The 20021-nt window shown below is 69.6% G+C and carries 23 protein-coding genes; 7 read left to right on the forward strand and 16 right to left on the reverse strand.

What is annotated here, in order from left to right; all coding sequences use genetic code 11:
• Positions 1 to 27: 27 nt before the first annotated feature.
• From ELQ92_RS00125 to ELQ92_RS00160, 8 genes are all read right to left on the reverse strand, one after another.
• On the reverse strand, positions 28 to 756 hold the full coding sequence (locus ELQ92_RS00125) for a GntR family transcriptional regulator (RefSeq protein WP_128496809.1): 729 nt from the start codon (positions 754 to 756) through the stop codon (positions 28 to 30).
• Positions 757 to 872: 116 nt separating this feature from the next.
• A complete protein-coding gene (locus tag ELQ92_RS00130; RefSeq protein ID WP_208004189.1) occupies positions 873 to 1808 on the reverse strand; it encodes an NAD(P)-dependent oxidoreductase in 936 nt (311 codons plus the stop codon).
• Positions 1805 to 2200 (reverse strand): carboxymuconolactone decarboxylase family protein, encoded by a 396-nt coding sequence (locus ELQ92_RS00135; protein ID WP_128496811.1) that lies wholly within the window; start codon positions 2198 to 2200, stop codon positions 1805 to 1807. Before ELQ92_RS00135 ends, ELQ92_RS00130 begins: the two co-directional genes overlap by 4 nt.
• A gap of 2 nt (positions 2201 to 2202) precedes the next feature.
• Positions 2203 to 2640 carry a cupin domain-containing protein gene (locus ELQ92_RS00140; protein ID WP_128496813.1) on the reverse strand — a complete coding sequence of 146 codons (438 nt, stop codon included), beginning with the start codon at positions 2638 to 2640 and terminating at the stop codon, positions 2203 to 2205.
• Complete coding sequence (locus ELQ92_RS00145) at positions 2637 to 3602, reverse strand: NAD(P)-dependent oxidoreductase (RefSeq protein ID WP_128496815.1); 966 nt, start codon at positions 3600 to 3602, stop codon at positions 2637 to 2639. The genes ELQ92_RS00140 and ELQ92_RS00145 overlap by 4 nt, the downstream gene beginning before the upstream one ends.
• Positions 3599 to 4516, reverse strand: coding sequence for an SDR family NAD(P)-dependent oxidoreductase (locus ELQ92_RS00150; protein ID WP_128496817.1), 918 nt, complete (start codon positions 4514 to 4516; stop codon positions 3599 to 3601). Before ELQ92_RS00150 ends, ELQ92_RS00145 begins: the two co-directional genes overlap by 4 nt.
• Positions 4513 to 5379 carry an N-acyl homoserine lactonase family protein gene (locus tag ELQ92_RS00155; RefSeq protein ID WP_208004191.1) on the reverse strand — a complete coding sequence of 289 codons (867 nt, stop codon included), beginning with the start codon at positions 5377 to 5379 and terminating at the stop codon, positions 4513 to 4515. The genes ELQ92_RS00150 and ELQ92_RS00155 overlap by 4 nt, the downstream gene beginning before the upstream one ends.
• A gap of 112 nt (positions 5380 to 5491) precedes the next feature.
• A complete protein-coding gene (locus ELQ92_RS00160) occupies positions 5492 to 6826 on the reverse strand; it encodes an MFS transporter (RefSeq protein ID WP_128496821.1) in 1335 nt (444 codons plus the stop codon).
• A 300-nt stretch (positions 6827 to 7126) separates the two neighbouring features.
• On the opposite strand from ELQ92_RS00160, the gene ELQ92_RS00165 reads away from it, so the two are divergent.
• From ELQ92_RS00165 to ELQ92_RS00175, 3 genes are all read left to right on the forward strand, one after another.
• Positions 7127 to 8104, forward strand: a complete 978-nt coding sequence (locus ELQ92_RS00165) for an Ldh family oxidoreductase (protein ID WP_166426652.1) — start codon at positions 7127 to 7129, stop codon at positions 8102 to 8104.
• A 196-nt stretch (positions 8105 to 8300) separates the two neighbouring features.
• Positions 8301 to 8513 (forward strand): hypothetical protein, encoded by a 213-nt coding sequence (locus tag ELQ92_RS00170; RefSeq protein ID WP_166426653.1) that lies wholly within the window; start codon positions 8301 to 8303, stop codon positions 8511 to 8513.
• Positions 8514 to 8599: 86 nt separating this feature from the next.
• A complete protein-coding gene (locus ELQ92_RS00175; RefSeq protein WP_128496827.1) occupies positions 8600 to 9631 on the forward strand; it encodes an LLM class flavin-dependent oxidoreductase in 1032 nt (343 codons plus the stop codon).
• 158 nt (positions 9632 to 9789) lie between these two features.
• Here the strand turns inward: ELQ92_RS00175 and ELQ92_RS00180 are convergent, their stop codons facing one another.
• Positions 9790 to 10200 (reverse strand): DUF6157 family protein, encoded by a 411-nt coding sequence (locus tag ELQ92_RS00180; protein WP_128496829.1) that lies wholly within the window; start codon positions 10198 to 10200, stop codon positions 9790 to 9792.
• Positions 10201 to 10341: 141 nt separating this feature from the next.
• On the opposite strand from ELQ92_RS00180, the gene ELQ92_RS00185 reads away from it, so the two are divergent.
• Complete coding sequence (locus tag ELQ92_RS00185) at positions 10342 to 11493, forward strand: diacylglycerol/lipid kinase family protein (RefSeq protein ID WP_243694784.1); 1152 nt, start codon at positions 10342 to 10344, stop codon at positions 11491 to 11493.
• A 56-nt stretch (positions 11494 to 11549) separates the two neighbouring features.
• Here the strand turns inward: ELQ92_RS00185 and ELQ92_RS00190 are convergent, their stop codons facing one another.
• Positions 11550 to 11924, reverse strand: a complete 375-nt coding sequence (locus ELQ92_RS00190; protein WP_128496831.1) for a VOC family protein — start codon at positions 11922 to 11924, stop codon at positions 11550 to 11552.
• Between the two features lie 76 nt (positions 11925 to 12000).
• Positions 12001 to 12708 carry a helix-turn-helix transcriptional regulator gene (locus ELQ92_RS00195; protein WP_128496833.1) on the reverse strand — a complete coding sequence of 236 codons (708 nt, stop codon included), beginning with the start codon at positions 12706 to 12708 and terminating at the stop codon, positions 12001 to 12003.
• Between the two features lie 110 nt (positions 12709 to 12818).
• Between ELQ92_RS00195 and argG the strand changes: the two genes are divergently transcribed.
• Complete coding sequence (gene argG / locus ELQ92_RS00200; protein WP_128496835.1) at positions 12819 to 14255, forward strand: argininosuccinate synthase; 1437 nt, start codon at positions 12819 to 12821, stop codon at positions 14253 to 14255.
• 183 nt (positions 14256 to 14438) lie between these two features.
• On the opposite strand, the gene ELQ92_RS00205 is transcribed toward argG, so the two are convergent.
• Positions 14439 to 15110: a nucleoside/nucleotide kinase family protein gene (locus tag ELQ92_RS00205; protein ID WP_243694785.1), complete on the reverse strand. Its 672-nt coding sequence runs from the start codon at positions 15108 to 15110 to the stop codon at positions 14439 to 14441.
• Positions 15111 to 15507: 397 nt separating this feature from the next.
• On the opposite strand from ELQ92_RS00205, the gene ELQ92_RS00210 reads away from it, so the two are divergent.
• The gene (locus ELQ92_RS00210; RefSeq protein ID WP_128496837.1) at positions 15508 to 16044 is read left to right on the forward strand and encodes an SRPBCC family protein; all 537 of its coding nucleotides are present in this window, start codon (positions 15508 to 15510) and stop codon (positions 16042 to 16044) included.
• 25 nt (positions 16045 to 16069) lie between these two features.
• Here ELQ92_RS00210 and ELQ92_RS00215 read toward each other — a convergent pair whose 3' ends face one another.
• Positions 16070 to 16495, reverse strand: coding sequence for a YchJ family protein (locus tag ELQ92_RS00215; protein WP_128496839.1), 426 nt, complete (start codon positions 16493 to 16495; stop codon positions 16070 to 16072).
• A gap of 104 nt (positions 16496 to 16599) precedes the next feature.
• A complete protein-coding gene (locus ELQ92_RS00220) occupies positions 16600 to 16869 on the reverse strand; it encodes a hypothetical protein (RefSeq protein WP_243694786.1) in 270 nt (89 codons plus the stop codon).
• 59 nt (positions 16870 to 16928) lie between these two features.
• Between ELQ92_RS00220 and ELQ92_RS00225 the strand changes: the two genes are divergently transcribed.
• Entirely contained in the window at positions 16929 to 18491 is a 1563-nt protein-coding gene (locus ELQ92_RS00225; RefSeq protein ID WP_128496843.1) for an MFS transporter, read from the forward strand.
• Between the two features lie 29 nt (positions 18492 to 18520).
• On the opposite strand, the gene ELQ92_RS00230 is transcribed toward ELQ92_RS00225, so the two are convergent.
• Both ELQ92_RS00230 and ELQ92_RS00235 read right to left on the reverse strand, forming a co-directional pair.
• Positions 18521 to 18832, reverse strand: a complete 312-nt coding sequence (locus tag ELQ92_RS00230) for a hypothetical protein (RefSeq protein WP_128496845.1) — start codon at positions 18830 to 18832, stop codon at positions 18521 to 18523.
• A 33-nt stretch (positions 18833 to 18865) separates the two neighbouring features.
• The gene (locus tag ELQ92_RS00235) at positions 18866 to 19888 is read right to left on the reverse strand and encodes an aldo/keto reductase (RefSeq protein ID WP_128496847.1); all 1023 of its coding nucleotides are present in this window, start codon (positions 19886 to 19888) and stop codon (positions 18866 to 18868) included.
• Positions 19889 to 20021: the final 133 nt, after the last annotated feature.

A 20021-nucleotide genomic window follows, 5' to 3' on the forward strand; every position in this document is an offset into this window, starting at 1 on the left:
ATGAGGGGAGGGCCCGCTTGGGGCGGGTCAGGCGTTGTCGCGGAGGGTGCGGAGGGCGAGGCGCGCCGCGGTCTGGATGTGTTCCGTGAGCAATCGGGCGGCGCGGTCCGGGTTGCGGGCGGCGATCGCGGCGACGATCTCGCGCATCTCCGTCACGACAGCGGGCAGGCGGTGCCGTGTCGCGAGCGACGTGACGCGGAGCACGCGGACACGCGCCTGGATCGACTCGAGGAGTTGCGTGAGCGACGCCGACTGTGCGCCCTCCACGAGCACGTCGTAGAACACGTCCTTCGCCGCCAGGAACTCCCGGATCTCCGAAGCCGAGTAGCCGTCGGCGTCGTCCGGTGACTCCCGTTCGAGCAGCGACGCCATCTCGTCGACCGTACGGCCGAGTCGGGCCACCTGCTCGTCGGTCGCGCGTTCGACGAAGCGACGCACGACGAGCGACTCGAGAGACGCCCTCACGTCGTAGAGGTCCTCTGCGTCGTCCAGCGACGGTGCAGCAACGTGGGCGCCGCGTTGCGGGATCACGGCGACGAGGCCCTCACTCGTGAGGACGCTGAGCGCCTCACGGACGGTCGTCCGAGACACCCCCATACTCTCGATGAGTTCGCGCTCGACGAGGCGTTGCCCCGGCTTCAACTGGAAGTCGAGGATCGCCTGCCGGAGTGCGGCCACGACCTGCTCCCGGACGGGCGCTGCCGTCCGGCCGAGGAGCGGGAAGCTCCACGGTTCTGCGAGAGGGTCGTCCAGCATGATGCTCCACTGTATCGGCGGGATGGGTCGGAACGGCCAGGGAATCCGGCGGGAGATCGGCCGCCAACCCGGCGGGGGACGGGCCGCCGCTCCGCGAACGGCGCAGCCCGTTTGCGTCACGTCATCGGCGTACCCCCCTCGGTGGTGCGGGATGCGTCGCCTGCCGTGTGACTCGCGATCCACTCGGCGACCCGGGTGTGGTCGGCGGCGGCGTCGAGTTCGTCGGCCGCGGTAGCCCAGAAGCCGATCGCGTCCTCGCCGAGCCCCGTGGGAGCGCCGACCGCACGAGCGAGTCCCGCCGCGATCCGCATGTCCTTCAGCATGAGTCGCAGCCCGAATCCCGAGTCGAACGTCCCGGGCAGAATGAAGTTCGGCCACTTGTTCTCGGTCGAGCCGCTCCGCCCGCTCGAGCCGTTGAAGACGGAGAGCATGACCTCGGGATCGAGCCCGAAACGTTTGCCGGCCTCGATCGCCTCACTCGTCACCCACAGATGCGTCGCGGAGAGCAGGTTGTTGAGCGCCTTGACCGCGTGCCCGGAACCGACCGCTCCGGTCGGGACCACCCGGCCGAGGTGCTCGAGGGCCACGCCGGCCTCAGCGACATCGTCGTCCGCGCCTCCGACCATGATCGTGAGGGTGCCGCCCTGGGCGCCCTTCACTCCGCCGGAGACGGGGGCGTCCACGAGGCGGACGCCGTACTCGGAGAGCCGCTCGGCGAGCGCTCGCGTCTCGAGCGGCTCGGACGAACTCATGTCGACGACCAGGGCACCCTCGGCGAGCGCCTCCGCCGAGAGGAGCTCGTCGGCGACCGCGTTCACGATCGCCGAGTTGGGCAGCATGAGCACGATGAGGTCCGCTCCTGCTGCGGCCTCGGCCGCCGACGCCGCCGGTGTCCCGCCCGCCTGGGTCAAGCGACCGCGAGCGTCCTCACTCAGATCGAACCCGCGCACCGCGTAGCCCGCCGCGATGAGCCGCGCGGACATCGGCGTACCCATGTTGCCGAGGCCGACGAACGCAACGGTCGCCGCGGTGCCCGCCGTCTCGTCGCTCACTTCCCCGCCTGCTCGTTGATGACCTTCTCCGCGACGCGGAACGACTCGAGCGCCGCCGGCACCCCCACGTAGATCGCCGTCTGCAGCAGCGCCTCCTGGATCTCCTCGACGGTGCAGCCGTTCGTGAGCGCCCCACGGACGTGAACGGCGAGTTCGTGCGAGCGGTTGAGCGCCGTCAGCATGCCCAGGTTGAGGAGACTGCGCGTCTTGCGGTCGAGGCCCGGTCGCGTCCACACCTCGCCCCAGCAGTACTCCGTCACGAGCTCCTGGATGGGACGGGCGAAGTCGGAGACGTTCTCGAGCGACTTCTCCACGTGCGCGGCGCCGAGCACGGACTTGCGCATCTCGATGCCGCGCTCGTACGACTCGGCGTGGGTTCCTTCGGTCGTCACGGTCATGCCTCCTGGGTGTCGGGCGCCGCGGGGGTCTCCGCGTCGCCGGGTTCGATCGCGGGCGCCGCGTAGTCGGCGTCGTCCACGGGGTCAGCCCACACGGTCGTGCCGAGTGAGATCGCGGTGTGCGTCATGAAGGAGTCGGGAGCGGCGCCGTGCCAGTGCCGCTCGCCGGGGGGACACCAGACGGTGTCGCCGGCCCGCAGCACACGAACGCTGCCGTCGCCCGCTTGGATGAGCCCACGCCCGGCGAGCACTTGAAGGATCTGACCGTTCTCGTGGTGGTGCCAGTACGTGCGGGCACCGGGCGTGAAGTTGACGGTGTTGATGGTGACACCGTCGGTCGCGGGCATCGTCACGTAGGGGAAGACCGATCCCGTGAACTGGGAGCCGGGCTTGCCGGCGGTTCCCGCGTGCGCGGTGGGCGGAGTGATGATCATGCGTTCGTCTCCTTCTCCTGCGCACCGTCGGGGATGGCACCGTCCGACCCGTCGTGCGATGGGTCGTGGAGGCGGACGCCTCCCGAGATGTCGCCGATCGCGTCGACGACGGTGTTGCTGATCTCGTCCGCGTAGCCGAGCGCCCGTGCGAGCCCGAAGCTCGCGACGGGACCGGCGGAGTTGAGGCTCGCGACACCGAGTCTCGTGACGAGCTGGGTGTAGAGCGTCACGTCCTTGAGCATGAGCGTGTTCGTGAGGCCGCCCTTGAGGTAGTCACCGTGGATGATCTTCGGGAACCTGTTGAGGCTCGCGAAGCTCACTCCCGAGCTCGCGTTGATGACGTCGAGCACCGTCGCGAGGTCGAGCCCCGCCTTCTTCGCCGCGACCATGACCTCCGCCGTGGCCGAGAGCGTCACGGCGTTGAGGAAGTTGTTGAGCAGCTTGACCGTGTGGCCGGCGCCCGACTCCCCGCAGTGGAAGACGGTCGACGAGAAGTGGTCGAGCACGGGACGGACCTGCTCGAGAGCGTCGCCGTCGCCACCGACCATGAGCGTGAGCGCGCCCTTCTCGGCAGCGGCCGCACCGCCCGAGATGCCCGCGTCGAGGTAGACGCCGCCGTGTTCGGCGACCTTCGCCGCGATCGCGCGCGTCGAGTCGGGTGACGAGGTGCTGAGGTCGACGATCACCTGGCCGTCGTGCACGGCGTCGAGGAAGCCCTCGGCGTAGACGATCGCCTCGACGACGCGGCTGTCCGGCAGCGACAGCAGGACGACGTCGCTCGCCGCGACGACATCGACGGCGCTCGCGGCCGCGTCGGCCCCCGCGCCGGAGATCGACTCGGCACGCGTGTCGAAGCCGAGGACGGGAACGCCCGCTGCGGTGATGCAGCGGGCCATCCGGCCGCCCATGTTGCCGAGCCCGATGAACCCGATGCTCGGTGTGGTCGTGTCCGCATCCGTCATGATGCGCTCCCCTCGTTCTCGTGGCCGCTCGGCGTACCGCGCCAGCCCTCTCCGTAGAGTCCGTCGTCGATGCTCGTGGGGTCCCAGGCCCCGGCTCCGCCGGACGGACGGACCGTGTTGACGATCGACGCGCCGCCGTCGGCGCTCACGATCTCGCCCGTCGTGTACGCGGCGTCGTCGCTCAGCAGGAACGCGACGACTCCGGCGATGTTCTCGGGGGTGCCCGCTCGCCGCAGCGGCGTGGTCGAGGCACGAGCTGTCATATCGTTGCCGCCGCCCTTCGTGGTCGCCGCGGCGGCGAAGAGCTCCGTCGGCACGATGCCGGGCGCGACGCCGTTGACACGGATGCCGAGGGGACCGCCGTAGACGGCGGCTCCGTGCACGAGTCCCGTGACCGCGTGCTTCGACGTCTGGTAGGGCAGCAGGTCGGCCGAGCCGCGCAGGCTCGCGATCGACGCGGTGAAGACGATGGATCCGGGAACGGGCTCGCCCGCCGACTCCGACCGGTCGCGGTAGTGCCGCAGCGCCGCGCGGAGCCCGAGGAACTGCCCGCGCACGTTGACCGCCATGACGCGCTCGAAGTCGTCGACCTCGAGATCGGGGATCGGCGCGAAGCTTCCGAAGATGCCGGCGTTGAGGTGGAACACGTCGATGCGGCCGAAGGCCTCGATGCCCGCCCTCATATAGCCGACGACCGCCGTCTCGTCGGAGACGTCTGCGGTGACCGCGATGCTCGCGGTCGGCAGTTCCGCGACGAGCGCCTCGACGGCCGCCGTGTTGACGTCGACGGCGACGACGTGCGCCCCCTCGCTCGCGAGGCGGACGGCCGACGCGCGACCGAGGCCGCTACCGGCCCCCGTCACGACGGCGACAGCCCCCTCGAAGCGGCGGGTCGTGCTGGTGGTTCCGGTCATGCGATGGTCTCCTTCGTCGAGTGCGTCGGCGTCGTCGCCGTCGTCCCGCCGATCGTCGCCGCGAGTCCCGCGAGCGGGCCATCCGCCACCGGCGTGAAGCGATTGAGCGTGTCGGGGTCGTGTCCGGGCACCACGTGGGCGACCTCTCCGGAGGCGACGAGTTCGGTGATGAGGTCGAAGCCCCGGTACATCGCGGGGAGGTCTGCGACGAACGCGAACGGGATGTCGTCCTCGTATTCCTCGTAGTAGTGCACGGCGTCTGAGGCCAGGAGGACCCGACCCTCGGCGGTGTCGACGAGAACGACGCTCTGACCGGGCGTGTGGCCGCCGACCTCCCTCATCGTGATGCCGGGCGCGATCTGGATCTCTCCCTCGAAGGTGCGAAGCCGACCGCCGTCGTGGACGGCTCGCAAGGCGTCGAGCTCCGCGTCCTCGACGGAGTGGTGGAACTGCTTCCGCACGGCGAGCGGCGACGTCCAGAACGCGTACTCGGAAGCCGCGATCGTGACGGTGGACGAATCGAAGTGGTCGAGGTTGCCGATGTGGTCGTAGTGCGCGTGCGTCACGAGCACGGGCGGCGCCTGCTCGGGGGTGATGCCGAGGTGGGCGAAGGCCTCGGCCGGCTGGATCAGGAAGGTGCGCTTGCGGTTGTCGCCGCCGGCACGGGAGAACCCGGTGTCGACGACGATGGTGCGCTCGGCGTTCCGGACGACCCACACGAAGTAGTCCATGTCGAGCGGTTCGTCCGGCCGCCCGTACAAGTGGTGGTTGAGGTAGATCTCGCTCCGGTGGCCCTGCCTCGTGCCGTACTTCACGATCGTGACCTCGTAGAGGGCGTCCGACTCCGCTGTCGTGTGCGTCACCGCGTTCCTTTCCTGTCGCTCCCAGCCGCTGCCGCTGCCGCTGCCGCTGCCGAGATGATGGCCGCGTGCGCCTGAGATGGGCGCACGCGGCCTGCTCATCCGTCTCGTCGCACTATCGCACGAGCGCGTCGTCCGTCTCGGCGGCGTGGTGCTCCGCCGAGATGTCGCGACCGGCGGTCTCCGGAAGCCACTTCCACACCACCGGCAGCGCGAGGAGCGCGACGAGCACCATGTATCCGGCCGGCGCGACGGCGCTTCCCGTGGCTCCCGCGATCCACGTCGCGATGAACGGGCCGGGGCCCGCGATGAACGCGAGCGCGAAGTTGAAGCCGATGGCGCTCGCGGACGAGCGGCTCGAGGCAGGGAAGAGCTCGACGAGCATGACCACCGTCGTGACGCTCACGAGGCACTGCGCCATCGAGAGCAGGACGATACCGAGAACGACCGCTGCACCGTTGCCGCCCGACATGAGCATGAAGACGGGGATCGGCAGGATCACGTAGAGCGCGGTACCCGTGAGGTTGAGCTTGCGACGGCCGAGCCGGTCGCTCAGCGCACCGGCGATGGGGCACAGGATCATGTACACGGTGAGGCCGATAGCGCTCATCGTGAGGGCCGGTCCGCGCTCGATCTCGAGCGTCGTCGTCAGATAGTTCACGACGTACGTCGCCAGGTAGTAGAACCCGAGTCCCTGCACCGCGGCGATCGCGAGGGTGAGCAGGATCGGCTTGAGGTTCCTCCGGAAGTGCCCCGTGAGGGGGTTCTTCTTGACCGAACCCTGGGCCTGCACGTTCTGGTAGACGGGCGTCTCGCCGAGCTTCCACCGGATGTAGAGGCCGATGAGCGCGAGCGGCGCCGCCATGAGGAACGGCACGCGCCAGCCCCAACTGAGCAGCGCCTCCTCCGTGAGCGTGTTGTTGAGGAAGAGCGCGAACAGGCTGCCGACGATCGTCGCGAGGGCGGCGGTGCCCGAGATGATGCTCGCGTAGACGCCGCGGCGGGCCGTCGGGGTGCTCTCGACGAGGAAGGCGGCGGAGCCCGTCCACTCGCCACCGGCGGAGAGGCCCTGCAGGCAGCGGAACAGCACGAGGAGGACCGGGGCGAAGACGCCGATCGTCTCGTACGTCGGGGTCAGGCCGATGAGCGTCGTCGCGATGCCCATCGTGAGCACCGAGACGGAGAGAGCGATGCGGCGGCCGTACTTGTCCCCGATGGGTCCGAGGATGAACCCGCCGAGCGGACGCATGACGAAGCCGACGGCGAAGACGGCGAGCGACGAGAGGATCGCGACGAATGGCGAGGTCTCGGGCGGGAAGAACAGCGCACCGATGATCGCGGCGAAGAAGCCGTAGACCGCGAAGTCGAACCACTCCATGAAGTTGCCGATGCCGACGGCGATTCCGACCTTCGCACGACTCTGCTCGGCAGAGTTGGTGGACTGAGCCACGAGTACCTCCTTGTACTGGGACCGACCCTGGTGGCGGCCGGTGCTGCACGCCAGTGAACAGGATTGTCCGACAATCTGTCAATACCGAATGTCGACCACCCGATCGGACCGCTTGTCTCCGTCGGGATCTTGGGGGTCCTCAGCCTGACGGCACCTACCCTCTCTTGCGCCCGCGACGGCGCGCGGCGTATTGTCGGACAATCCGAGAACTCGCTGCGCGCAACGCCGCCGCGCCGCGCCCGTCGACGACGACACCCCGGTCCCCGTCGTCGACTGCTCGGCGAGCGCGAGAGGAGCACCGTGGAGATCTCGATCACGGAGGCCGCGACACTCGGCGCTCGCTCGCTCGAACGCCTCGGCTACTCCACATCGGAGTCGCGCACCGTCGTCGACCACCTGATCGACTGCGAACTGCGCGGGCTCGCCTACAGTGGACTGGCGCGGGTCCTCAGCATCGCCGATCGACTCTCGACGAGGCCGCGCGGCCACGAGCGGTCCGAAGTCGTGCGCGATTCCCCGGTCGCCGCGACGATCGACGCCCACGACGAGCTGGGCTATCTCGCGGCACCTCTCGCTGCGAGCCTGGTCCGCGAGAAGGCATTCTCGAACGGGATCGCCGCCGTCGCGGTGCGGGACACCTGGTACACGGGGATGCTCTCGTACTACGCCGAACCGCTCGCCGACGCCGGTCTCGTCGTGATGGCCGTCTCGAACGCGTCACCGTGGGTGGCGGTGAGCGGCGGCAGCGATCCGCTCGTGGGCACGAACCCCATCTGCATCGCCGTTCCGACGGCGGACCGCCCCATCGTGTGGGACATCGGCACGTCGGCGATCACGCACGCGGACACCGTGCTCGCCGGCCGGGAGGGGCGATCGCTTCCGGGCGGCGTGGCCTTCGGACCGGACGGGGCTCCGACGACGGACCCGGCGAGTGCTCTCGCCGGAGCGCTGGCACCGTGGGGCGGTCACCGCGGGAGCGGGCTCGCGATGGCCGTGCAGCTGCTCGGCATGCACGCGGGGTCTGCCGCTCTGCCGTCGGAGCTCTCGGGCTTCGGCATGTCGATCGTTGCGATGCGCTCCGACCTCTTCGCCGATGAGGGCCACCTCGAACGGGAGGCGAGCGCGTTCTCCGATGCGGTGCGCACCTCGCGCCCGCTCGACCCGTCCGCTCCCGTGCGTCTGCCGTTCGGCCGCTCCCGCGCGCTCCGGACCGACCGTCGCCGGCGCGGCACGATCGACGTGAGCGATGCGGTCCTCGACGCGGTCGCCGCCCTCTGAGCCACCTGAGGTGACAGCTCTGGCCGCTGTTCCGGCTGTGAAAGCGACCGAAGCCGTCACCCCGCGGGTCTCCGGCGGGAAACACGCGTCATGATCCCGATGCACTCCCCTCTCTCAGGGTGAGCGACACGATGGACGTCGTCGCGATCTGACAACCGGGGGCCCAGCGATGGGAGAGATGGAAGCAGGGGATGACATGGTCAGCATGGAACTTCTCGACACGGTCGACATCGACGCGCGCATGTACTCGGGCGGACCGATGATCCGCGGCCACGTCGAGGTCATCACGACCCTCGAGACCCGACGCTCGATCCGGGTCTGGTGCGATTGCGAGATCGGTGAGGACCACGAGTTCCGCCGCCCTGTGCAGCGCCACCCCGGATCCTCCCCCGGGGTGCACGGCATCTGATCGGCCCTCGCCCTCGGGGGCGGCGGGGCGACGCACTGCATTCGGGCGTATGGAATAACCGGGCGCGCGCCGGCGCTCTACCCCGCATGACACGCATCGGCTTCCTCTCGTTCGGCCACTGGCACCCGGGACCCGGCTCACGGACTCGCACGGGCGGCGATGCCCTCCTCCAGTCGATCGACCTCGCGGTCGCGGCCGAGGAGCTCGGCGTCGACGGCGCATTCTTCCGCGTGCACCACTTCGCGCGCCAGCTCGCCTCGCCGTTCCCTCTGCTCGCCGCGGTCGGAGCGAAAACGAGCCGCATCGAGATCGGCACCGGCGTCATCGACATGCGCTACGAGAACCCCCTCTACATGGCGGAGGACGCAGGGGCCGCCGACCTCATCTCCGCCGGCCGACTGCAGCTCGGGGTAAGCCGTGGCTCACCCGAGACAGCTGTGAACGGCTACGAGGCGTTCGGGTACGTTCCCGGCGACGGCGAGACCGACACCGACCTCGCCCACCAGCACACCGCGGTCTTCCGCGAGGCGATCGCGGGCGCCGGCATGGCCCGCTCGAACACGCTCATGACCGGTGTGGATCAGCCGCTCGCCATCCAGCCGCAGTCCCCCGGCCTCTCCGAGCGCATCTGGTGGGGAGCGGGTTCCCGCGCCACAGCCGTGTGGACGGCGCAGCAGGGCATGAACCTCATGTCATCGACGCTCCTCACCGAGGACACCGGCGTGCCGTTCGACGAGCTGCAGTCCGAGCAGATCGCGATGTTCCGGTCGGCCTGGGCCGAGGCGGGCTGGAAGCGGGAACCCCGCGTCTCGGTGAGCCGCAGCGTGCTCCCCATCGTGACCGACGAGGACCGCGCCTACTTCGGGCGGCGCGAGGCAGCCGACTCGCGGGACCAGGTGGGTTACCTCGACGCGAACACCCTCGCGCGCTTCGGCCGTAGCTTCATCGGCGAGCCCGACGTGATCGCGGCGGAGCTCGCGAAGGACGCCGCGGTCCAGGCGGCCGACACTGTGCTCCTCACCGTGCCCAATCAACTCGGCGTCGAGTACAACACCCACCTCCTCGAGACGATCACGAAGCACGTCGCCCCCGCGATCGGCTGGTCGCCGAACCTCTGATGCCGCGATAGGGTCGCGGCATGTCCTCGCCGACACCGCAGGAACCCTCTCCTCAGGAATCGACGCCACGACCCGTGCGCCCGGGCGACCCGCCGGGCATCGCGACCGCACTCATGCAGGCGAGCCTCGGCCGTTGACGCCGCCGGGAGACGGCAGAGTCAGGCGCGTTTCGACCGCATCGCCTTGAGCTGCTTCAGTGCGGGGTCCGCGGAGAGGGCCTCGTACTGGTCCGACCCGACTGGAACCAGCGCGACGCGTCCGTCAGCGTCGTGATGCGTCCCCCAGCCGTACCGCTTCCCGAGCGGCGATGACCGCAGACACGGCTGATCCTTGGCGAAGAACGCCTCCCGCGCAGCCGAGCGCTCGTCGGCGGGGATCCCCTGACGGATCGCGTAGACCTCGAAGAGCACGTCGTCGCTCGTGAACTCGTAGGGGTGCTGCTCGATGAGTTCATACTGGAGCGTCGCGATCGTCGGACCCTTCGCCGAGACGGGCGGTTCTTCCGCGCCGCTCACCGGGCAGTCCTCAGCGACGGCGATGAAGGTCGAGTGGTAGACGGTGCTTCCCATGTGCCCAGTCTGGCCCTGACAGCCCGGACGATCCACCCCGAGGTCAAGGGCCTCCAGCGCGCGAGCGTTGGCCGTACGCTCGGAAGTCGCGCACCGTGGCGCCGAGCTCCTCCACGACACCCCACAGCGAGAAGGCCCCGAATGACTGCGAACGACACCCCCAACCGCCCCGCGGACGATGAGCCGGAGCTGAACGCGGGCATCGCCGAGGTCACGACGGGCGACGACGACGTCTTCGCGATGAACGAGTCCGAGGCGACCGGCGGCCCGGAGACGGATTCGGAGCCGCCCGTCGAGGCAGCTGAGGACGCACCGGCGACGCCGCCCGAGCCCCAGCACAAGCTCGCCGCCGTCATCTACAACCCGATCAAGGTCGACGTCGAGGCGCTCAAGGCCACCGTCGCCCGCGAGGCCCAAGCGGCCGGGTGGCAGGAGACCCTGTGGTTCGAGACGTCGGTCGAGGACACGGGAGCCGGCGTCACGAAGGAGGCTCTCGAGGCCGGCGCGACGATGATCCTCGCAGCGGGAGGCGACGGCACCGTCCGCGCCGTCGCGGAGGCGATGTGGGACAGCGACGCGAGCCTCGCACTGCTGCCGTCGGGAACGGGCAATCTGCTCGCGCGCAACCTCAACCTCACGCTCGACGACCTCGACACCTCGGTCAACGCGGCCTTCGCGGGCAAGAACCGCAACATGGACATCGCGCTCATGGACATCCGCGGCGAGGACGGGAAGGTCCGGAAGCACGCCTTCCTCGTGATGGCGGGCCTCGGTCTCGACGCCAAGATGCTCGCGAACACGGATGAGGACCTCAAGAAGAAGGTCGGCTGGCTCGCCTACGTCGACGCGATCTTCAAGGCGCTGCGCGACAAGAACCAGCTGCGGCTGCGGTATTCGGTCGACGGCAACCCCGCCCGCTCGCTCCGCGCCCACACCATCATCGTCGGCAACACGGGGACCCTGCAGGCGAACGTCCTCCTCCTGCCGGAGGCCGTGATCGACGACGGCTACTTCGAGATCGTCCTTCTGCGCCCCGAGGGCTTCATCGGTTGGCTGCAGATCGGCGTGAAGGTGCTGTGGGAGAACGGCGTGCTGCGGCGGAGCAGGCTCGGACGCCTGATGCTGAGCAAGGACGTCGACGCCCTCAACTACGTCAAGGGCCGCGAGCTCATCGTGAAGCTCCGGCGCCCGGAGCAGATCGAGCTCGACGGCGACGACTTCGGCAAGGCGACGGCTTTCAAGGCGCGCGTCGTCCCCGGCGGCCTGACGGTACGCGTCCCCGCCGACGCGTAGCCGGGTGCGAGGTCGGCCCTCGCCGTCACGGTGCTCACGCGCCGTAGCCCGTCGTTCTAGTCGGCTGGACGCGAGAACAGATTCACGAGGTTACCGTCGGGGTCGCGGAACAGCGTGGATCTGTTGCCCCACGGCATTGTCGCTGGCTCGAGCACGATGTCCTCGAGCGCATCGCGCAGTCGAGCGAACTCCGCGTCGACATCGACGACGAGGAATTCGATGATGACGGAGCTGTTGGCGGCCGGTCTCGGGGCGTGGGAACCGAGCATGTCGACCGTGACCGTGCTCGCGATCGCGAGGGTGCCGGTGGTCGTTCGGAACTCAGCGAAAACGGGAGCGGGCCGTTCAGCGGCTGCGCCCGTGACCGACTCGTAGAATCGGGCGAGCCGGTCGACGTCGTGAGTGATGATGCGGATCGATGCGAGGTCCATGGTCTTCCTTTCAGCCGCGCCGTCCGGAGCGGTGTCCCCATCGTGGGCAGACCCGGCGACAACGTCCTGTCGGTGTTTAGAGCCGGTTCCCGCGGGGATTCACCGCTCGCAGTTCTCCCTGCACGACGCCGAGATCCTCCGCTCGGAGCGAGCGTCGCTGCGTTCGCTCGCCTGTGAGCTTCACCTCCGCTATGCGGTCACCCCGGAAGGCGCGCAGACCGTCGCGCAGTCGGCACCAGGCGACCAGGTACCAGTCGCCACCTTTGCCGACGAATCCCATGGGCTCGACGCTCCTTGAGGTCGCGACTCCAGCACGATCGACATAGGCGATCTGGAGAACGTGTCCCGTCCGGAGAGCCTCTCCGATCCCTCGCGTCTCTGCATTCGCCGGGCGCTCGTCGAGCAGATGGATGCGGGTCGCAAGCTCAGCTGTCTCCTTCAGGCTCCGATCGTCGGTGACCGCGACGACCTTTCGGAGCGCCGAGATCGCGGCGTCACGGAAGGGGCTGGTCTCGAGCATCCCCAGCGAGATCGCCATGGCGAGGGCCTCATCGACCGTGAATCCCAGTGGTGCGAGCGTGTGGGACGGGTCGAGGCAGTATCCGCCGGTACGGCCGGGTTCCGCCCAGATGGGGACCCCGCTGCTCTGCAGCGCCGAGAGGTCGCGCTCGATGGTGCGCGAGCTCACCTCGAATCTGTCCGCCAGCCACCGCACGCTCCGAGGTCGGGGCGCGACAGCCCTCAGCTCTTCGACGAGCGCATAGAGACGATCGGTGCGGTTCACACCTCGACACTAGATTCCGCGTGGACGCATCACCGACTCCCGGACGAAAACCCATCGCCCACCGCGACACGATGCCGAAGAGGGTGCTCCCTCTCCCGTAAACTCGACGCGTGTCCAAGGTCTTGAGCAGTCTCCCCGTCGGTGAACGAGTCGGCATCGCGTTCTCGGGGGGTCTCGACACCTCCTGCGCCGTTGCCTGGATGCGGGAGAAGGGCGCCGTCCCCTGCACGTACACGGCCGACATCGGTCAGTACGACGAGCCCGACATCGCGTCGGTACCCGGCCGCGCCACCGAGTACGGTGCGGAGATCGCCCGCCTCGTCGACGCGAAGAGCGCCCTCGTCGAGGAGGGCCTCGTCGCCCTCCAGTGCGGCGCGTTCCACATCCGCTCGGGCGGGAAGACCTACTTCAACACCACGCCGCTCGGCCGTGCCGTCACGGGAACGATGCTCGTGCGCGCCATGAAGGAGGACGGTGTCGACATCTGGGGCGACGGCTCCACCTACAAGGGCAACGACATCGAGCGGTTCTACCGCTACGGCCTGCTCGCGAACCCGCGCCTGCGCATCTACAAGCCCTGGCTCGACGCGGACTTCGTCACGGAACTCGGCGGGCGCACCGAGATGAGCGAGTGGCTCGTCGCCCGCGGCTTCCCCTACCGCGACGCGACCGAGAAGGCCTACAGCACCGACGCGAACATCTGGGGCGCCACCCACGAGGCGAAGCTGCTCGAGGAGCTCAGCTCCGGACTCGACCTCGTCGAGCCGATCATGGGTGTCGCCGCGTGGCGTGACGATGTCGAGGTCGCGACCGAGGTCGTCTCCGTGCGCTTCGAGGCCGGTCGCCCGGTCGCGATCAACGGTGCCGAGTTCGACGACGCCGTGCAGCTCGTGCTCGAGGCCAACGCGATCGGCGGCCGTCACGGCCTCGGCGTCTCCGACCAGATCGAGAACCGCATCATCGAGGCGAAGAGCCGCGGCATCTACGAGGCCCCGGGCATGGCGCTGCTGCACATCGCCTACGAACGCCTCCTCAACGCGATCCACAACGAGGACACCGTCGCGAACTACCACGCGGAGGGCCGCCGCCTCGGCCGCCTCATGTACGAGGGCCGTTGGCTCGACCCGCAGTCGCTCATGCTGCGCGAGTCGATCCAGCGCTGGGTCGGCTCCGCCGTCACGGGCGAGGTCACGCTGCGGCTCCGTCGTGGCGACGACTACACGATCCTCGACACCACGGGTCCGTCGCTCAGCTACCACCCCGACAAGCTCTCGATGGAGCGAGTCGGCGACTCCGCATTCGGCCCGGGCGACCGCATCGGTCAGTTGACGATGCGCAACCTCGACATCGCCGACTCGCGCGCGCGCCTCGAGCAGTATGCGGCCTCCGGCATCATCGGCGGCGCGACGGCTGAGCTCGTCGGAAGCCTCGAGGCCGGCCACGCGAACGAGATCGTCGAGTCGGAGGAGCCCTTGGAGGCCGGCGCCCTCGAGCGCGCGACCGACGTCGCCTCCGAGGGTGCCGCGTTCGACTCCGGCACCGACTGACGTTCTCCGGCACCACCCCCGGGTTGTCGCACATCCGCGGTAAACACTGTCACGACCGCGGTCGTGACAACCGAGGACGGGATGCCAGGGACCTGCCCCGGCGCGAGAGACCTGCCATGGCATGCGCGCCCGGCGGGGCGGCGACACCGCCTTGGCGACCGTGTGCGGTGGAACCGCCGCGGATCAGAGGCGCAGGAGAGCGTCGGCGCGGTGGGAGGATCTCTCGACGAGGCGGGCGTTCGCCTCGTCTGGGCCGAGACTCCACGCGCGCGCGTCATCCGGTGACTTGCCGAACGCGATGTGACGGGCGATGAGCCGCTCCACCCTCACGTCGTCGTCGATTTCGAGGTGATAGCGCACGTCGATCACGCGGTCGAGTTCGTTCCACGGGGCCGCGTCGAGCAGGAGATAGTTGCCCTCCGTGAGCACGACGCGCGCCGAGGACGGAAGGGCGATCGCTGCCGCGTACGACTCCTCGATCTCGCGGACGAAGCGCGGAGCGTAGATCGTCTCCGGTCCCGCCGCTCGGCACCGTTCCAGCAGGGCGACGTAGCCCGCAGCGTCGAACGTGTCCGGTGCGCCCTTCCGCTGACGCCGCCCGAGGCGCTCCAACTGCTCGTTGGCGAGATGGAAGCCGTCCATGGGAACGAGGACCGTCTCCACGCGGAGCCGGTTCTGAAGAACCACGGCCGCCGTCGACTTGCCCGAACCCGGCGCCCCCGCGATCCCCACGACGAGGCGCGCCCCCGCCGCCGCGGTCAGCCGGGCCTCGACGTCGGCCACGAAGGCATCCATCCCCACGATCGTCGGGCGCCCACCGTCTGGCCGCCGCGCGGACACGAGCTCGTTCGACATCCGTTTCCTCCGACTCCGTCATTCCTCCCGGCACCGCCTCCCCCGACGCTACGCGAGCGTGCGGGGTGCCGCGCGCAGCGCGCGTGTAGCGGACGACACGCCAGTCGCGCATCCCCTGCAACGGGGGACGTGACAGAGTCGGCGGCTCGGTATCGAATGGAGGAGAGCCTCCGCGGATTTCGTTCGGCCATGGCCGCGGTGGCGTCGGGGGGTGCGGCAGACGCACAGCGGGCGCTGGACCGACACGGCGCCCGTTGCGTCTGACCGGCCGGTACTCCCCGGGTACCCCGCCAACGCCACTCGTCGCCTCTGTGCAGCGGCCCCGCCCGGGCGTACGATGTGGGCGTCCGCGTCGATGCGGACCACCCCAGCCGACGTACCACGAGCGGAGGTCCTCGTGAGCCCTCGTCCCACCGGTCGCATCCAGCGTGCCCCTGACGGCTTCGACGTCGCCCTGTCGCGGCAGTTCGCGGATCCTCCCGCATCCGTCTGGCGCGACGTCACCGCTTCCGAACGAACGGCGCGGTGGTTCGGCCCGTGGGAGGGTGAACCGAGGATCGGCGGCATCATCGCGGTGCGCCTCGCGTTCGAGGACGGAATGCCGACGAGCGAATTGCGGATCGACGCGTGCGACGTCGGGCGGCGACTCGCGGTCACCATGCTCGACGACTACGGCGAGTGGCGGCTCGAGCTCATCGTCGATCCCCCGGCGGACGGACACGAGGATCTCGGAGCGACGAGACTGACCCTCGTCCAACATCTCGGGAACGATCGGGAAGCCGTCGCCGACATGGTCGCGAGCGTGGGCCCGGGGTGGGAGTACTACCTCGACATGCTCGTCGCGGCCCGGGCCGATCGGCCGCTACCCGAGTTCGACGACTACTACCCGTCGCAGTCGTCGTACTACGCGGGCCAGATCGCACAACTGCAATGAGCGTCGAGGCCCGGCGAGCGATGCGTCAGGCCTCGACGACTCCGCTCACATAGCGCCAGAGACCGTTTTGGCGCACGAACCGACTGTTCTCGTGCTGAACGCCTCGCCCCTCGGGGGTGCGGAAGATGGCCTCGAATTCGACCGTGCCCTCGTCGTCGAAGGGGCCGCCGGCGGAGTGACCGAGGATCAGCAATCGTTGCCAACGCACGTCGGCATCGAGGTGCAGTCGAGGCGGCCGCGTCGTCGGATGCCATGTCGCGAGCAGGTAGCGCGCGTCATGGAGGACGAACGCCGTGAAACGGGAGCGCATGAGGCGCTCCGCCGTCGGGGCGGCGGCTTCACCGCGATGCAGCGGACCGCAGCACCGTCCGTAGGGGTCGCCGCTTCCACAGGGGCAGCGGTCGTCGTCGGACAGCGTGACCCCGGCCGTGTCCGATCCCTTCGTCGCCATTCCCCGCACGCTACCAGCCCCAGAAAGCTACACCCGCATGAGGGCGCCAGTTATACATGCCGCCCTCGACACCGAACGGGCGCCGTCGTCGAGAGTACCCGGCCTCAACCGACGCGTCGCCAGGTCCCGCCATCCCGCTCCGTGACGACGGCGTCGAGGGCCTGCGCCACGTGATCCGTCGACGTGACGATGTGTCGGGCGACCTGCAGTGCGAGCTCAACGTCATCGGCGGTGAACCGCACGACGAGGCGTGCTTGCCCTCGGACGACGTCGACACTCGAGGACTCGAGCACGGCGACCTCCTCCGCCGCGTCGGCGGCCGTCGGCTGCACCCGCTCGGGCGAGACGCCGGGGCGCAGCATCCCTATCGTCATCGTCACACGATACGAGGGCACCGCTCGACGGTAGCCCATAGGCTCGGAGAACTGTGAGCATGTCCGATCCCTCCTCCCCCGCGAGCGCGTCCCACGCCGCCTCGACGCCCTCGCCACCCGACGGCTCCACGCCGCGCGGCATCCTCGCCGGTGGACTCGCCCTCACGACGGTCGGTACGTGCGCCCTCATCACGCTCTCGGCGTTCGAGTCGCTCGCCGTCACGACCGTCATGCCCGTCGTGAGCGACGAGCTCGACGGCGCCGCGCAGTACTCTCTCGCGTTCGCCGCCCCGGTCGCCTCGAGCGTCGTGGGCATGGTGGGGGCCGGGATCTGGGCGGACCGCCGGGGGCCGGCCCGCCCGCTCGTGGCCGCCGTGCTCGTCTTCACGGTCGGACTCATCGTCGCGGGACTCGCGTTCGGGATGCCCATGCTGGTCGCGGGACGATTCGTGCAGGGCTTCGGCTCGGGAGCGATGACCGTGGCGATCTACGTGCTCGTCGCGAAGCTCTACCCGCCGCCGCTGCATCCGAAGATCTTCGCCGCATACGCCGCCGCGTGGGTCGTGCCGTCGATGGTGGGGCCCCTCGTCGCCGGCATCGTCGCGGACACGGTCGGGTGGCGGTGGGTGTTTCTCGGCGTCGTCGCCCTCGTGGCTGTCGCGCTCGTGCTCGTCGCGCCCGCGCTGCGCTCGCTCGGCAGCGATGCGGGTGGAACGGTTCCCGAGGAGACCGCCGCCCCGAGCGCGACGCGTGGACTCGGCGATTCCGCTCGTCTCGCCCTCGGCGCAGCCGTCGCGGTCGCCGTCGTCAGCCTGAGCCTGAGCAGCGAGCTGCCCGGCGGCGCGCGGTGGGTCGCGGGGGCGATCGCGCTCGTTCTCATCGCTGTGCTCGTGCACCGTCTCCTACCGCTCGGCACGTTCACGGCCCGCCGCGGGCTTCCCGCGGCGGTGCTTCTGCGCGGGCTCATCGCCGCGACGTTCTTCGCCGCCGAGGTGTACCTGCCACTCCTGCTGCACGACCGCTACGGTCTCCCGCCGTGGCTCTCGGGGGTCACCCTCACGGCTGGTGCGATCGCCTGGGCGAGCGGATCCGCGATCCAGGGTCGAGCTGGCGACGGCACCCCGCATCGCGTCTTCATGCGGGCGGGCGGGGGCTTCCTGTTCCTCGGAACCGTCACGCAGGTCGTCATCGCGGCGCTCTCCCTGCACCCCCTCGTCGCGGTCGTCGCCTGGTTCTTCGCGGGCCTCGGCATGGGACTCATGTTCCCGCGCATCACGACGATCGTGCTCGCCTCGTCCGAGCGCGGCGAGGAGGGGCGGAACACCTCGGCGCTCTCCCTCTCCGAGGCCGTGGGCGCGAGCGTCTCGCTCGCGATCTCGGGTCTCGTGTTCACGCTCGTCACGTCCCTGAATCCGCTCGGCGAGGTGAGCGCCGGTGCCCGTGCGAGCGAGTGGGTGATCGGCTTCGCCTCGGGAGACCCGACGGCGCCCTTCGTTGCGACCCTCGGCTACACCGCGATCATCGCGCTGCTCGCGCTCGTGGTGTCCTTCGTCGTGGGAGCGCCCGCGCGCTCGACGACCACGACACCGACCGCAGCGGCGACTGCGGGCGACGACACCTGACCGGCCGGCTGGCTGGCTCGTCAGATCTGTCAGGCCGCCGGCCGGTGAAGCGGCCAGGACGGATCGGTGTCGACCGGCCCGGAGCCCCTACCGAAGAGATCGCGGGCGCCCTCGATCTCTTCGTCCGTCACCACGTCTCCGACGATGTCGAAGCCGCTCGACGTCGACGAGGCGCCCGACGAGGCTCGTGCCCGCTCGGCGATCCGCGTCGCCGTCCGGGCGATGGATTCGAAGATCCCGGCGACGGTGCCGAGAACCGCTGATCGCCACGATCGTCCGCGCACCGGCTCCGTTCCGTCGAGAGAATCGAGAGGGAACGAGTCGGGAGCGGTTGGGGGCACCGGATTACGCTAGCAGCGGTGCACTGACGCCCCCTACCACCGGTGGTGAACGGCGGTCCGGAAGTACTGGTCGTAGAGGTCGCGCACGGACGATTGGAACCCGTCGCTGAGTGGCGGGATGTCGCCCGCGGCGGCATTCGCTTGCGCCTGCTCCACCGACCGCGCACCGGGGATGACCGTGCTGACACCGGGCTGCTGGGCGACCCATGCGAGGGCGACCTGCGCGGTGCTGAACTCGGCCGAGTCGGGTTCGCCATCGGCGCCCGCGAGGGGCTCGCCGGCCACGAGCGCCGCGAAGTCCTGAGCGGCAGCGACGCCGGTCTCGAAGTCGACACCCGCAAACGTCTCGCCCACGTCGAACGCGTCACCCGAGCGGTTGTAGTTGCGGTGGTCGTTCTCCGCGAAAGTCGTCTCGGTCGTGTACGTGCCGCTCAGCAGGCCGGACGCGAGCGGGACGCGCGCGATGATGCCGACGCCGGCCTCCGCCGCGGCGGGCAGCACACGGTCGAGCGGCTTCAGCCGGAATGCGTTGAGGATGATCTGGACCGTAGCCGTGCCCGGTCGGGCGATCGCGGCGAGTGCCTCGTCCGCCGTTTCGACGCTCACGCCGTAGTGGCGGATCGCGCCCTCCTCGACGAGGGTGTCGAGTGCGTCGTAGACCGCATCGGACGAGAAGACCGGCGTCGGCGGGCAGTGCAACTGCACGAGGTCGAGGGTGTCGACGCCGAGGTTGCGGCGCGAACGGTCGGTCCACGCGCGGAAGTTGTCGAGCGTGTAGTTCTCGGGCACCTGGTCGACGCGGCGGCCCATCTTCGTTGCGACGGTGAGGTCGAGCCCCGGATTCTGGGCCCGGTAGCGACCGATGAGGGTCTCACTACGGCCGTCGCCGTACACATCGGCCGTGTCGAAGAACGTCACGCCCGCCTGCACCGAGGCATCGAGCACCGCGAGGGCGTCCGACTCGGAGACGTCACCCCAGTCCGCTCCGAGCTGCCACGTGCCGAGTCCGATGACCGAGACGGTCGCACCAGTGCGACCGAGAATGCGCTTCTCCATGCGTTCAGCGTACGGGCTGCCCCTGACAACCGGCGACGGGTGGACACCGCCGCTCAGAAAAGCCCGCCCCCGACGTCGGGCGCTCGCAATGTGGTTATGTCGAATCTCTCGAGGGCTGGGTCGATCAGACGGA

The sequence above is a fragment of the Labedella populi genome (assembly GCF_004078655.1).
Classification (GTDB): domain Bacteria; phylum Actinomycetota; class Actinomycetes; order Actinomycetales; family Microbacteriaceae; genus Labedella; species Labedella populi.

What these genes read in the sequence shown, in the direction of transcription:
- ELQ92_RS00125 (WP_128496809.1), bottom strand. Translation starts at nt 756, where the DNA reads ATGCTGGACGACCCTCTCGCAGAACCGTGGAGCTTCCCGCTCCTCGGC.
- ELQ92_RS00140 (WP_128496813.1), bottom strand. Translation starts at nt 2,640, where the DNA reads ATGATCATCACTCCGCCCACCGCGCACGCGGGAACCGCCGGCAAGCCC.
- ELQ92_RS00145 (WP_128496815.1), bottom strand. Translation starts at nt 3,602, where the DNA reads ATGACGGATGCGGACACGACCACACCGAGCATCGGGTTCATCGGGCTC.
- ELQ92_RS00150 (WP_128496817.1), bottom strand. Translation starts at nt 4,516, where the DNA reads ATGACCGGAACCACCAGCACGACCCGCCGCTTCGAGGGGGCTGTCGCC.
- ELQ92_RS00170 (WP_166426653.1), top strand. Translation starts at nt 8,301, where the DNA reads ATGGTCAGCATGGAACTTCTCGACACGGTCGACATCGACGCGCGCATG.
- ELQ92_RS00175 (WP_128496827.1), top strand. Translation starts at nt 8,600, where the DNA reads ATGACACGCATCGGCTTCCTCTCGTTCGGCCACTGGCACCCGGGACCC.
- ELQ92_RS00180 (WP_128496829.1), bottom strand. Translation starts at nt 10,200, where the DNA reads ATGGGAAGCACCGTCTACCACTCGACCTTCATCGCCGTCGCTGAGGAC.
- ELQ92_RS00185 (WP_243694784.1), top strand. Translation starts at nt 10,342, where the DNA reads ATGACTGCGAACGACACCCCCAACCGCCCCGCGGACGATGAGCCGGAG.
- ELQ92_RS00190 (WP_128496831.1), bottom strand. Translation starts at nt 11,924, where the DNA reads ATGGACCTCGCATCGATCCGCATCATCACTCACGACGTCGACCGGCTC.
- ELQ92_RS00205 (WP_243694785.1), bottom strand. Translation starts at nt 15,110, where the DNA reads ATGTCGAACGAGCTCGTGTCCGCGCGGCGGCCAGACGGTGGGCGCCCG.
- ELQ92_RS00215 (WP_128496839.1), bottom strand. Translation starts at nt 16,495, where the DNA reads ATGGCGACGAAGGGATCGGACACGGCCGGGGTCACGCTGTCCGACGAC.
- ELQ92_RS00220 (WP_243694786.1), bottom strand. Translation starts at nt 16,869, where the DNA reads ATGACGATAGGGATGCTGCGCCCCGGCGTCTCGCCCGAGCGGGTGCAG.
- ELQ92_RS00225 (WP_128496843.1), top strand. Translation starts at nt 16,929, where the DNA reads ATGTCCGATCCCTCCTCCCCCGCGAGCGCGTCCCACGCCGCCTCGACG.
- ELQ92_RS00235 (WP_128496847.1), bottom strand. Translation starts at nt 19,888, where the DNA reads ATGGAGAAGCGCATTCTCGGTCGCACTGGTGCGACCGTCTCGGTCATC.